Origin of the sequence: Paenibacillus sp. Pae15 (assembly GCF_024519685.1) — a bacterium.
Classification (GTDB): Bacteria; Bacillota; Bacilli; order Paenibacillales; family NBRC-103111; genus Paenibacillus_G; species Paenibacillus_G naphthalenovorans.
The window spans coordinates 82,626-94,494 of record NZ_JALJRM010000009.1 but is presented as its reverse complement, the minus strand read 5'-3'; the positions used below and the strand labels follow the sequence as shown (position 1 = coordinate 94,494).

Annotated in this window: 14 protein-coding genes; all 14 read left to right on the top strand. The window is 47.6% G+C overall.

The window, feature by feature from the left end; genetic code table 11:
* The first annotated feature begins 73 nt into the window (after positions 1 to 73).
* The gene (locus NR121_RS09950; RefSeq protein ID WP_054817678.1) at positions 74 to 1,228 is read left to right on the top strand and encodes a sensor histidine kinase; all 1,155 of its coding nucleotides are present in this window, start codon (positions 74 to 76) and stop codon (positions 1,226 to 1,228) included.
* Positions 1,229 to 1,232: 4 nt separating this feature from the next.
* On the top strand, positions 1,233 to 1,955 hold the full coding sequence (locus NR121_RS09945; RefSeq protein WP_062410145.1) for a response regulator: 723 nt from the start codon (positions 1,233 to 1,235) through the stop codon (positions 1,953 to 1,955).
* Between the two features lie 92 nt (positions 1,956 to 2,047).
* On the top strand, positions 2,048 to 2,446 hold the full coding sequence (locus tag NR121_RS09940) for a hypothetical protein (RefSeq protein WP_054817677.1): 399 nt from the start codon (positions 2,048 to 2,050) through the stop codon (positions 2,444 to 2,446).
* A gap of 26 nt (positions 2,447 to 2,472) precedes the next feature.
* Complete coding sequence (locus tag NR121_RS09935) at positions 2,473 to 4,374, top strand: ATP-dependent helicase ComFA (RefSeq protein ID WP_256831146.1); 1,902 nt, start codon at positions 2,473 to 2,475, stop codon at positions 4,372 to 4,374.
* Between the two features lie 13 nt (positions 4,375 to 4,387).
* Positions 4,388 to 5,155 (top strand): ComFC family protein, encoded by a 768-nt coding sequence (locus NR121_RS09930; protein ID WP_256831145.1) that lies wholly within the window; start codon positions 4,388 to 4,390, stop codon positions 5,153 to 5,155.
* 103 nt (positions 5,156 to 5,258) lie between these two features.
* A complete protein-coding gene (locus NR121_RS09925) occupies positions 5,259 to 5,690 on the top strand; it encodes a hypothetical protein (RefSeq protein WP_054817675.1) in 432 nt (143 codons plus the stop codon).
* 92 nt (positions 5,691 to 5,782) lie between these two features.
* On the top strand, positions 5,783 to 6,052 hold the full coding sequence (gene flgM, locus NR121_RS09920) for a flagellar biosynthesis anti-sigma factor FlgM (RefSeq protein WP_074730204.1): 270 nt from the start codon (positions 5,783 to 5,785) through the stop codon (positions 6,050 to 6,052).
* Between the two features lie 15 nt (positions 6,053 to 6,067).
* A complete protein-coding gene (locus NR121_RS09915) occupies positions 6,068 to 6,571 on the top strand; it encodes a flagellar protein FlgN (protein ID WP_062410142.1) in 504 nt (167 codons plus the stop codon).
* Positions 6,572 to 6,588: 17 nt separating this feature from the next.
* Complete coding sequence (gene flgK / locus NR121_RS09910) at positions 6,589 to 8,139, top strand: flagellar hook-associated protein FlgK (protein ID WP_054817674.1); 1,551 nt, start codon at positions 6,589 to 6,591, stop codon at positions 8,137 to 8,139.
* A 22-nt stretch (positions 8,140 to 8,161) separates the two neighbouring features.
* Complete coding sequence (gene flgL, locus NR121_RS09905) at positions 8,162 to 9,058, top strand: flagellar hook-associated protein FlgL (RefSeq protein ID WP_062410141.1); 897 nt, start codon at positions 8,162 to 8,164, stop codon at positions 9,056 to 9,058.
* Between the two features lie 16 nt (positions 9,059 to 9,074).
* Complete coding sequence (locus NR121_RS09900) at positions 9,075 to 9,644, top strand: DUF6470 family protein (protein ID WP_054817673.1); 570 nt, start codon at positions 9,075 to 9,077, stop codon at positions 9,642 to 9,644.
* A 98-nt stretch (positions 9,645 to 9,742) separates the two neighbouring features.
* Positions 9,743 to 10,213, top strand: coding sequence for a flagellar assembly protein FliW (gene fliW / locus NR121_RS09895; RefSeq protein WP_062410140.1), 471 nt, complete (start codon positions 9,743 to 9,745; stop codon positions 10,211 to 10,213).
* A complete protein-coding gene (csrA, locus tag NR121_RS09890; protein WP_074729011.1) occupies positions 10,207 to 10,458 on the top strand; it encodes a carbon storage regulator CsrA in 252 nt (83 codons plus the stop codon). The genes fliW and csrA overlap by 7 nt, the downstream gene beginning before the upstream one ends.
* Before the next feature lie 210 nt (positions 10,459 to 10,668).
* Positions 10,669 to 11,802: a flagellin N-terminal helical domain-containing protein gene (locus NR121_RS09885; protein ID WP_054817671.1), complete on the top strand. Its 1,134-nt coding sequence runs from the start codon at positions 10,669 to 10,671 to the stop codon at positions 11,800 to 11,802.
* The last annotated feature ends 67 nt before the right edge of the window (positions 11,803 to 11,869 follow it).

Sequence of the window (11,869 nt, the reverse complement as noted above, 5' to 3'; positions counted from 1 at the left end):
CTCACAATATTTCAAAATTATGGTACTATATTGCTAATGCTATTGAGAAAAATGGCGAAGGAGCTTTGTCCGGATGTCTGTCGATGTTTTTGACCGTGTCATCAAGAATGCCATTGATGTCATGGAGAACAGCAAATACCAAATTTACGAGATCTGTGAAAGCGTCCGGGCAGAACGCGAAGCGCTGAATAAAGAGCTGCAAATCGTATTCGAAGAAACCGCGAGAACGATCGATACGGTAGACCGCTTCGAAGTGGAATACCGTCGTTCTCGTGTGCGTTTGACTGAAGTGAGCCGGGATTTCAAGCGTTTCAATGAAGAAGACATCCGTATGGCTTATGAAGCGGCTACACAGCTTCAAGCGCAATTGGCCATCCATAGGGAAAAAGAGCTGCATTTGAAACTGCGGAGGGACGATCTGCAGAAACGTCTGAAGAACTTGGATAAGCAGCTTGAACGCGCGGAAGCGCTTGTTTCCCAATTCGGTGTCGTGCTGGAATATTTGACCGGGGATTTGAATCAAGTTACGCGGCTCTTGGAGTCTGCCAAAAATCGGCAGCTCCTGGGCCTTAAAATCATTTTGGCCCAGGAAGAGGAACGTAAGCGTATTGCGCGGGAAATCCATGACGGTCTGGCACAGAATTTGGCGAATATGGTACTTCGGACGGAGATTACCGAACGAATGCTGGCCAAACAGGCCTATAATGCCGTTAAGAATGAATTAGACGATTTGAAAGTTAGTGTCAGGAGCGGGATCGAAGAGGTCCGTAAGATCATCTTCAATCTCCGTCCCATGGCGCTCGACGATCTTGGTTTAGTACCGACATTAAGGAAATTTGTCCAAGATTATGAAGAAAAATCGAAAATCCGAACGAAATTTGAACTGATCGGCAAAGAAGTCCGCCTGCCTTCAGGGATGGAGGTTGCGGTATACCGTTTGGTTCAAGAAGCGTTCTCCAATGTGCATAAGCACGCTGCAGCTTCATTCGTCTCGCTGGAGCTGACGTTCCAGCAGCAAATGATCAAGCTCACGATCACCGATAACGGGGTCGGGTTTATTACAGATAATATCGAAAAGAAAATCACAGACGGAAGTCATTACGGACTGATGGGTATGCGGGAACGCGTGGAACTGCTCGAAGGAAGATTGGACATCCATTCTACCGTTGGAGTGGGAACGAAAATATCCATGGTCATACCGATCAAGTCTGATTCCAAGGAGGATTAACCAAATGGACATTATGGCCAGCGGCAAACGCCCCATAAAGCTCGTTCTCGCGGACGACCATCAATTATTTCGCGAAGGCGTAAAACGCATTTTGAACATGGAGAACGATCTGGAGGTCGTCGGCGAATGCGGTGACGGTATTCAGGTGCTTGAACTGTGCAACACACTCCATCCGGATATCGTGTTGATGGATATCAATATGCCGGTCGAGAACGGCGTGATGGCCACGGAGAAGCTTAAAGATATTTTTCCAGACATCAAGGTGATAATTTTATCCATTCATGACGATGAGAGCTATGTATTTGAAACACTGCGCAAAGGAGCATCCGGCTATTTGCTGAAGGACATGGAGGCTGAATCGTTAATTAACGCCATTCGTTCGGTCGTTGCGGGACATGCTTACATTCATCCGAAGGTAACCGGCAAGCTGATTAATCAACTGCGCCGCATGACATATCTGGACGAGCAGGGGGTTGCCGCTTCCGGTTCAACCAAAGAAGCCGATGTGAAGTATGTACATATGGATAACAGCCCATTGACGCGCAGGGAAGCCGAAGTGCTGCGATTGATGGCTGAAGGCAAGAGCAACAAGATGATTGGGGAGTTCCTCTACATCAGTGAAAAGACCGTAAAAAACCATGTCAGCAGCATTTTGCAAAAAATGGAGGTTGACGATCGTACTCAGGCTGTCATCGTCGCCATAAAGAACGGCTGGGTTACGTTATAATCGTCGCACCAGGCTCATCATAGCCTTTGGTTCGGGCAAGGAACCAACTTCTCTTGGGCAGCATATAATGCTCTTAAGGGAGGGAAGCCGTTATGATGTTAGGCTTGGTTTGGATTATGGGTTGTTATGCTGGGGGGATCTTACTCGTCCATTTGCTGCATTGGCACTGGAAACGGCGGGGGACTGAACCGGTTGCGCATTATGTTCTGCGAACATATAATAATCAGCTTCAGATGGAATGGTATCTTCGTTCGCTGCACTTTTTCTCTTGGATCAAAGGCAGAACCATCGCCGTCACCATTGTTGATGAAGGATCGACTGATGATACATTGGCTATCGCCGAGCGGTTAAGATTGGAGCATCATTTGAACATCTGGACGATAGCGGAAATGGACTGGGATGAATGGGTTCTGAAGCATCGGGATGAGCAGATGATTGTTGTCCGGCTTAACCACAATGATCATTTAGGAAACGCTTACAGGTATTTATAAGGGATGGAAATGGGGATTGACGATTCATGATGGCTTTGGTCTACGTTTTGCTTTCTCCCAAAGGCTGTTCTTGGCACGTTTCTTTGGATATTCGGGCCGACCGAGACCATTGGTTCCGATTGTACGGCAGCCGATTCAAGCTTCGTGTGCTGGAGCCGGCCTTATCGTTTGGACAAGCTATGGAGCTGGTACATCATATTTCGCTGAGTTCGGCAGAGGGAAAGCTGATGGAGACATTGCGCAGCGGCGGCAGAGAGATCGGAATGGCAAGGGAAAAGCTGCGGGAGTGGCGGCTGCGGGAATGGAAGCCTTCCATGTTTGAGCGTTCTTCTATTGACGGTAATACCGAGATGGAGCGGGTGCTCGCAACGATGTCGTTTTTGCTGAAGGGACGTTTTTTGCTTTTGGAGGAGTTCAAGGCATTGATGCAGAACCAGGGCGAACCGCAATGGGCAGAAGCAGTCGGTTACTTGCTGCAGAGCGCTTGGCTTCAGGGACGAATTGTGCTCGAATCCGGTGTGGAGAAGCGAAAATCCGGCGGGGTGCTGAAGTTCTTGCTGGATAGTTCATCAAAATGGCGGTGCAGGCGATGCGGAAGCGAGGGGGCTCGGCGGTATCCGAAGAGAAAGGGACCCGGACCAAGGGCCGACGGAGAAGTGCCGGTTTCGATCGTATGGACGGATTGCCCGTATTGCCAAGGCCCTTGCCCATACTGTGAAACGTGCTTGACGATGGGGCGAGTACGATACTGTACGCCTTTGATTCGCACAGAGACTTTGAATGAATCGCAAGAGAAGGAAGAGTGGGCACAGGAACCGGATAGGCAGGCTATATTGAGTCGTTGGGGATTAAGCGAGGTTCAGAAGGAAGCATCGGGCTTGGCGTTGGATTTTTTGAAAGCAAATAAACCCCTTTCAAGGAAAAATAAGAATGAAGGACCGACAAAAAAATTTTTAATTTGGGCGGTTACGGGAGCGGGGAAGACGGAAATGATTTTTCCGATGATCCAATATACGCTGGCATGCGGCGGAAAAGTAGTGGTCGCAACTCCAAGACGTGACGTGGTACTGGAGCTGAAGCCGCGGCTGGAGAAAGCTTTTCCGTCGGTCAAGGTGGTTACGCTTTACGGGGGGAGCGAGCAGCGGTGGGAGCAGGGGGAGCTGACGTTGGCGACGACGCACCAATTGATGCGGTTTCACCGTGCCTTCGAGCTGGTGATCGTGGATGAACTGGATGCATTCCCCTACCACAATAACCCGCAGCTGCAGTATGCCGCGGAGCAGGTCTGCGCACCGGGCGGTGCGTATATCCTGCTGTCGGCGACACCGCCGGCAGAGCTGCAGCGGGCGGTTAAGAAGGGCACGCTGCCGCATGCCCGCGTAGCCGCAAGGTATCATCGGCATCCTCTTCCGGTTCCTTTCCTAATGGGATGCCCGGGCTTGAGGCAAACGCTTCGGCAGGGCATACTGCCTGGAAAACTAAAGCAAAAGCTGCAGGCTTCGCTCGATCGTGGCGCTCAAATTTTCGTATTCGTGCCGAACATTGCGATGGTCGAGCCGTTCAAGGAGCTGCTGCGCCGGGCTTTCCTTGATGTGAACATACAGGGCACGTCCTCCAAGGATGCTGACCGCGCAGGCAAAGTAACGGATTTTCGAGCCGCGAAGATTCGCATGCTGGTAACGACGACGATTTTGGAACGGGGGGTTACGATACCAAAGTCGGATGTGTTTATTTTGGATGCGGACTCGCCTGTTTTTGATGCTGCTGCGCTCGTCCAAATGGCCGGAAGGGCAGGTAGGTCCGCTCAAGACCCCAAGGGGCTGGTCGTATTCGCCGCTAAAGAAAAGACACGCTCACAATCCCAGGCTGTGAAGCAAATCGTGGATATGAACGTTCTTGCCCTCAAAAAAGGGTATATTGATGCTTAAGGAGGGACTGCGGTTGTTAAAGATCGGTGAGGTGACCGAGTGGCTCATCCGCATTATCAGCCAGACGGAGACGCTGCTTGCGCCCAGATTATCGTCCTGCCTGGTGTGTGGAGGAAGAAGAGGGAGCGGGACAATACGCCTACCTGTCTGCCGGCGCTGCTATGAACTTATACCCTGGATACATGCCGTACGATGTGACCGGTGCGGCCGGCACGTGGAATGCCCGGACTGTCCGCGGCGCAAATCTACATACTTTACCCAAAACCGCAGTGTTGTTCGTTATGACGAACATATGAAGGAATGGCTGGCCCTTTATAAGTATCGGGGGAAAGAATCGCTTGCGAGGGTACTCGGCCCCATGCTGCTGCACGCTTATCATTTGCATCACAAGGGCAAAGCCCGGTCCGATGCGGCCGAATGGATCACTTACGTTCCTTTGAGCGCACAAAGATACGCCGAACGGGGATTTAATCAAGCAGAGCAAATGGCCAGGGAGCTTGGGAGATTGACCGGTATACCGGTCATTTCTCTGCTGACCAGAGCCCGCCACACCGACAAGCAAAGCTTCAAAGCCAGAGCCGATCGGCTTGACGATATGGCGGGGGTGTTTGTACCTGATCTTTCTCAAATCGCTCCTATTGCTTCGGCATGCCGGAAGGGGCGAGTACGTCTTTACCTTGTGGACGATGTGTATACGACCGGAAGTACCTTCAACGAATGCGCCCGAACGATCAGGACTATTTTACCGGTTCACGTGTATGGGGTCAGTTGGGCAAGGTAAAAATGGCATGAAAATTCTCACATTTGTCAAAAAAAGGAGTGCATTGTCGTATTCTTTGAGATAAACTAAACGTAGATATGGGCCGAAAGGAGCGGGGGGTAACATGAGTCTCAATGTGGCAAACTGCAGTAGGTGTGGTAAAGTTTATGTCAAGAATAACTACGGCATGTGTCCAAACTGCATTAAGAGTCTGGAAGCGGAATATGAAAAATGTTTACAATTCCTTCGGGAGAACCGGACATGCACGATTCAAGAGCTTAGTGACGCAACGGGCGTAGACATCAAACAGATCGTCAAGTTTATCCGTGAAGGCCGTATTTCCATCAAAAACAATCCCAATATGACCTATGACTGCGATATTTGCGGAGCGCCGATTCGCAGCAACAATATATGTGATAACTGCCGAACACGCTTGGTGAAGGACTTTGATCACCTTCACGAAGATGAGGAACGAAAGAAAATTCGGGAGGAGCAGCAGCAAAGGAATGCTGCATTTAAAATTAGGGACAGGCTTGAAGATCGACAAAATAAATGAATTCCATCTAAACTTTTAAAAACAGCCCACCGATAAAAGTAGTAATACAGGAATCGGTGGGCTTACTATTGCTGTCAGTCGAGGTGAACAAGATGAAAATTAATGGGACGAATCAGGTTAGTCCGGTGAACCAATACAAGAAGAACCAGGAACATATACAAGCGGCGGCATCCGGGAAAAAGAGCAAGATGAAAGATCATGTGGAAATTTCTACCGAAGCCAAGGAGCTGCTTGAAAGTTCCGGGGCGAAACCGGCAGATCGGGAAAGACTTGACGAATTGAAAAAGTCGGTGAAAGCGGGTTCGTATCATGTCGATGCCCATACGCTGGCTGAAAAAATATTTCCTTTTTTGAAATTCTAGTTGGAGTGGAGAGCCATGTCTTTGGAAGCCCTGTTGCAAACGATGGCGGAGCTGAATGATGTTCATAACACCTTGTTGGATCTTGCAGAGCGGAAGAAGCATGTAATTATCCATAACGAAGTGGAACAATTGATGCAAATTGTGAACAAAGAAAACAAGCTGTTGAAGCGGATCGGGGAATTGGACCAGCAGCGTCTGGAAGCAACCGGAGCCTTTCTCATGGAGAAAGGGTATAAGCCTAATCCCCGGGTGACCGTCAGCGACTTGACGAAGATTATTTTTAATATGGACGAAAAAAAGCAGCTGATGGATGAGCAAAAGCAGCTCTTGGCAACCATCCGCAAGCTGCGGGAGCTGAATCAGTTCAATCAACAGCTTACCGAGCATTCTTTAAAATATATTAATTACTCTCTTGACCTGCTTGCCGGTTCATCTGATGATGAAGTGATTTATCATAACCCGCACCAGCAATTGAGTTCAAGTATGAAGCCGAATCGGTTGTTTGATACGAAGGCATAGAACGGGAGTGTATTCCTATGAGATCAACTTTCCATGGACTGGAGACTGCGAAACGCTCATTGTTTACGCAGCAGGCTGCTTTACAGACGACAGGACACAACATAGCCAATGCCAACACTGCAGGTTACTCTAGGCAGGTTGTGAATATGAATGCATCAAGACCAATTGAAGCCGTAGGCATGACACGATCGAATGTTCCCGGTCAATTAGGCACAGGGGTTGAATTCGGCTCCATCACGAGAATTCGTGAAAATTTTTTGGACAATCAATTCAGAAATGAAAATAAATCCTTTGGCAGTTGGTCCGTCCGACAAGATACATTAGAGAAGCTTGAAAAAATCATTAACGAACCTTCGGATACCGGTATTCGAACAGTGATTGATAACTTTTGGAAAGCGTGGTCCGATCTCAGCAAAGATCCGGAAAACACGGATGGACGAAAGATTGTCCGCGAGAATGCATTGGCTCTTGCGGATGCCTTTAATGCCACAAGCAAGCAATTAAACGACTTGAGCGCTGATCTGACAGAGAACATTAATGTAAAAGTAAGCCAAATTAACACGATTGCTTCTACTATATCTAACCTGAATAAAGAAATTCAGCGCGTAGAGGGAATAGGTGATAACGCTAACGATCTTAGAGACCAAAGGGATTTGTTGACCGATGAGTTGTCTAAAATTGTGAATATCCAAGTAGTGGATACGGATCAAGGTTACACCATCACGATGGGAAATACAGCCATTGTTGCAGGCGGTACCCCGTCTGTGATGACAAGCGATATCTTAAATCAGGCGTTTGCCTCCGGTGACCTTAACGGCGGTGAAGTATATGGCATGATTGTTTCGAGAGATCAATATGTGGCAAGCTATATATCGGAGCTGGATACGATTGCGAATACTTTGGTGAATGGGAAAATCACCGTAACGATTCCTAAGGACTCGGTTTTGCCCGAGGGGACCGTGTTGAACGGGGTCACCTATTCAGGCAGTAACAGGACATTGACCAGCGATCTGACCGTCGAAGTGAACGGCTTTAACGGTTTGCACAAGCTCGGATATAATCTGGGAAATCCATCTTTCGGGGTGCCTTTCTTTGATGAAAACTCCGGACAACCGGTAACGGCTGCGACATTTAAGGTGAATTCGGCGATCGTCGATAACCCCAATCTTATTGCCACTTCTATGCGTACAATAGGCACGGGAGCGAATGAAAAAGTCGTGATCGGAAACAATACGGCGGCTCTTTTGTTGTCTCAGGTGAGGGATGCCAAGTTTAGTTTTGGAACAGGAGCCAATGCATCTATGGCAACAGTAGACGATTATTTTCGTTCGGTTGTCGGTCAGGTTGGCGTACAAACCAAAGAGGCCCAACGTCAAGCGACCAACCAGAAAATTCTTGTAGATCAAGTGGAATCCAGAAGACAATCGGTGAGCGGCGTATCGTTGGATGAAGAAATGTCCAACATGATTAAGTTTCAGCATGCATACAACGCCGCGGCCAGAGCGATGACCACTTTTGATGAAACGTTAGACAAAGTAATTAACGGCATGGGTGTCGTTGGCAGATAATAGATGAAAAGGAGGGGGAATAATGCCGTTAAGAGTAACGCAAGGCATGATCAGTTCACAATTGCTGAGGAACGTTTCTACGAATCTGGGCCGATTGAGTCATTTGGAGAATCAGTTGTCCACCGCTCGCAAGATCAATGCTCCATCCGATGACCCCGTGGGAATCACATTTTCATTAAGATATCGGAGTGAGCTTTCGGCAACCGATCAATTTCAAAGAAATGTGGACGCAGGCGCTTCGACCCTGGATTTTACGGACACGATGCTGGGACAAGCCGGAGATGTGCTGCAGCGTGTAAGGGAATTGGCTGTTAAAGGCGCCAATGCTACCAATCCGGATACAGCTATGGAAGCCATGAAAACCGAAATCGAAGAAATGTATAAGCAGATGGTCGATATCGGGAACAGCAAGTTTAAGGGGAAATATGTGTTTAATGGTCAACTCACTGATATTAAGCCCTATACCGAAGCAGGGGCAGCGACAGAAACGACGGATTACGGGCTTTTGCAATTTGAAATGGGACCTGGCATTAAGCTGCCTGTTAATATTACCGGGGCTGATGCTTTTGGTCTACCTACGGATCCCGATAATGTGTTCCTCATTTTGAACGATATGATCACCGATCTTGCCAATAATAATCACGCCGGGGTTAGTAATGCTATTGACAAAATTGATACAAGAATGAACAAGATTCTTGAGATGCGTTCAGAGGTCGGAGCCAGAATGAACCGGATTGAACTCATTCAAGGAAGATTGGTCGATATGAGCACCAATTTACAAAGCCTGCAGTCCAAAACAGAGGATGCGGATATGGCTGAGGTGATTACAAACTTAAAAATGGGTGAGAATGTATATCAGGCTGCTCTTTCGGCGGGAGCCAAAATTATTCAACCTAGCTTAGTCGACTTTTTACGCTAGGAGGTCGGTATAGAAGATGGTCTCTTTCCCCTCCATCTCCATTCATCAACAGTTTGCGCAGCTGGGTATTGATGCCGACCACGCAACGCTCGAACAAAAGCAGCCGAAGGCGACCTACGAGATGAAGCGGGTACCGCCGAAGCTGCAAATCGAATCTCCGCGCGGAGATCTGCAAATCGACCAGAGCAAGGCATGGGATGCGCTGAACAGAGGAGGCCATCTTGAGACGATGAACCGGATTTATTCGGAGGCCAAGAATGTAGCGCTGCAAGGGATCGCGAGAATCGTAGAGCAAGGCAACCGTCTCGGCAACATCGCAGCAGGTGGGAATCCTATAGCCGATAATGCGCAGCAGCTTTTTTTCGAACGTTTTGAGTTTAATTTTGTGGGGCCGGCGGCGTATGATAATGTGGATATTCACTATACTGCAAACAAACCGAGGATCGAAGTGACTGATGGCCTTGTAGAAGTTAATGTACAGGTGAACCGGCCGGAGCTGAACGTTTCTCGAGGAAAGCTGGACATCTACATGCTGCAATATCCAAAGGTAGAAATTACACCTCCGCAAATTGATCTGAAAATATAGGCAAGAAACTACAGGTTAAAAAGTCTGTAGTTATTGATATATTTTTCGCAAAGCTCCGGCAGGAGCTTTTCTTATTTCCATAAAGGGGTGATCAATAGATGATGGTAAGTACTTTGCAATTCGGGCAAATTGTCGTGGAGGAAGATCATATCATCACCTTTCCTCAAGGCTTGCCCGGTTTTGAAGAATATCGGCAATATGTGATTTTGCAATCCGAGGCGGATGAGCCTTTTTCATTTATGCAGTCCGTAGACAATCATAATTTATCGTTTGTCATTACGAATCCATTCTTGTTCTATCCAAGCTACGAATTTCAGCTGCCGGAAAGCGTGGAAGAAGAGCTGGGAATCAAGGATGCCAAAGATCTGATGATTTGGTCCATTATTACCGTCTCCAGCGATATTGAAAATATAACGATAAATCTTCTTGCCCCTGTCATTATTAACATGGCGACAAAAATCGGCAAACAAGTGATCCTTCACAATACCCCCTATAAAACAAAGCACAGGCTTGTAGACTCGGCGGCGAATACCGTTCCGTCACAAATGGATGGTGAGCCGTCATGCTAGTACTTACCCGCAAGAAGGGCGAATCGATTATGATCGGGGATCAGGTGGAGTTGGTTGTACTGGGAGTAGAAGGGGAAACGATTAAAATAGGCATTAAAGCTCCCCAAAATGTCGAGGTATACAGAAAAGAGGTTTATTTGTCGATACAGGAATCCAACCGTGAAGCGTCCAATATAGCTGTGAATCTCAAGGATTTAAACGCTTTGATTAAGGAGAAGCGAAATAAAAATAGAAATTCGTCGTAAATTAAAGAAATATAGCGATATTTTGAGAAAAAAGGCCGGTTTTATCCCTGAAAATGGCCAATACCCATCTAATTGATCGAAATTACACCTACAGTACGTATCGATGAATTACGATAATAATAATAAGAACGATTCATAGGGCGGCCGACCTACGAATAGTTGAAAACCACATGGATGTGGGAAAACGAACCTTCAGGGAGGAAGAAAAAAATGAGAATTAATCACAACATTGCAGCATTAAATACACACCGTCAATTGTCTGGAAACAACAGTGCAGTTGGTAAATCTTTAGAAAAATTGTCCTCCGGTCTTCGCATCAACCGTGCCGGCGACGACGCGGCTGGTTTGGCCATCTCCGAAAAAATGCGCGGACAAATCCGCGGTTTGGACCAAGCACAGCGTAACGCTCAAGATGGTATTTCTTTGATTCAAACGGCTGAAGGTGCTTTGAATGAAACTCACAGCATCCTGCAGCGTATGCGTGAGCTTGCCGTTCAATCGTCCAACGATACGAACACGGATGCAGACCGTAAGGAACTGCAAAAAGAAGTGGATCAGCTGGTTAAAGAGCTTGATCGTATCGCTAACACGACGGAGTTCAATACGCAGAAGCTGTTGAACGGTAACCTGAGCGGTACGAATAATGCAGCACAAGTTGCTAAATTCGATGAGGTCTCGAACTCTGCAGTATTTACAGGAATCACGAACGCTGGTACGATCACAAACGACCTGTCTTACAACATTAGAATCGGATCCGCAAACACTTCCGCTACTACCTTTACTGTTACCTTTACAGATCATCAAGGTAATGCAAGCAGCTTGCAAATCGGTGCTGCTGGCGGTACGGTAACGATCGGACAAGCTAGCGTAACCATCGGCGGATTGACAACAGCCAACATTGGAGACGAAGCTACCTTTACACAAAGAGCGGCTATTGTTGACAACACGGATACCTCGTTGACCTTCCAAATCGGTGCGAACTCCTCGCAAACGATGAACGTTTCTATCGAGGACATGGGCGCAGCTGCACTGAACGTTAACGGTATTAAAATCGATACCAAGGGTGCGGCCGAAGCTTCAATCTCTGCGATTCAAAAAGCGCTGGACGATGTATCTTCTCAACGTTCCAAGCTGGGTGCGTTCCAAAACCGCCTGGAACATTCCATCAACAACCTGGGTGCATCTTCCGAGAACCTTACTGCTGCAGAATCCCGTATCCGCGACGTAGATATGGCGAAGGAAATGATGGACTTCACGAAGAACAACATCTTGACTCAAGCTGCTCAAGCAATGCTTGCGCAAGCTAACCAAACTCCTCAAGGCGTATTGCAGCTTTTGAGATAATAACCGGTAAATCAAATGGTATAAAAAATGTGAGAAAAGCCGACTGTATAGTCGGCTTTTCCTAAAT

Coding starts and splice junctions, on each gene's coding strand:
- NR121_RS09885 (WP_054817671.1), top strand. CDS start 10,669: ATGAGAATTAATCACAACATTGCAGCATTAAATACACACCGTCAATTG.
- flgK (WP_054817674.1), top strand. CDS start 6,589: ATGAGATCAACTTTCCATGGACTGGAGACTGCGAAACGCTCATTGTTT.
- NR121_RS09900 (WP_054817673.1), top strand. CDS start 9,075: ATGGTCTCTTTCCCCTCCATCTCCATTCATCAACAGTTTGCGCAGCTG.
- NR121_RS09945 (WP_062410145.1), top strand. CDS start 1,233: ATGGACATTATGGCCAGCGGCAAACGCCCCATAAAGCTCGTTCTCGCG.
- flgL (WP_062410141.1), top strand. CDS start 8,162: ATGCCGTTAAGAGTAACGCAAGGCATGATCAGTTCACAATTGCTGAGG.
- NR121_RS09925 (WP_054817675.1), top strand. CDS start 5,259: ATGAGTCTCAATGTGGCAAACTGCAGTAGGTGTGGTAAAGTTTATGTC.
- NR121_RS09935 (WP_256831146.1), top strand. CDS start 2,473: ATGATGGCTTTGGTCTACGTTTTGCTTTCTCCCAAAGGCTGTTCTTGG.
- csrA (WP_074729011.1), top strand. CDS start 10,207: ATGCTAGTACTTACCCGCAAGAAGGGCGAATCGATTATGATCGGGGAT.
- NR121_RS09950 (WP_054817678.1), top strand. CDS start 74: ATGTCTGTCGATGTTTTTGACCGTGTCATCAAGAATGCCATTGATGTC.
- fliW (WP_062410140.1), top strand. CDS start 9,743: ATGATGGTAAGTACTTTGCAATTCGGGCAAATTGTCGTGGAGGAAGAT.
- flgM (WP_074730204.1), top strand. CDS start 5,783: ATGAAAATTAATGGGACGAATCAGGTTAGTCCGGTGAACCAATACAAG.
- NR121_RS09940 (WP_054817677.1), top strand. CDS start 2,048: ATGATGTTAGGCTTGGTTTGGATTATGGGTTGTTATGCTGGGGGGATC.
- NR121_RS09915 (WP_062410142.1), top strand. CDS start 6,068: ATGTCTTTGGAAGCCCTGTTGCAAACGATGGCGGAGCTGAATGATGTT.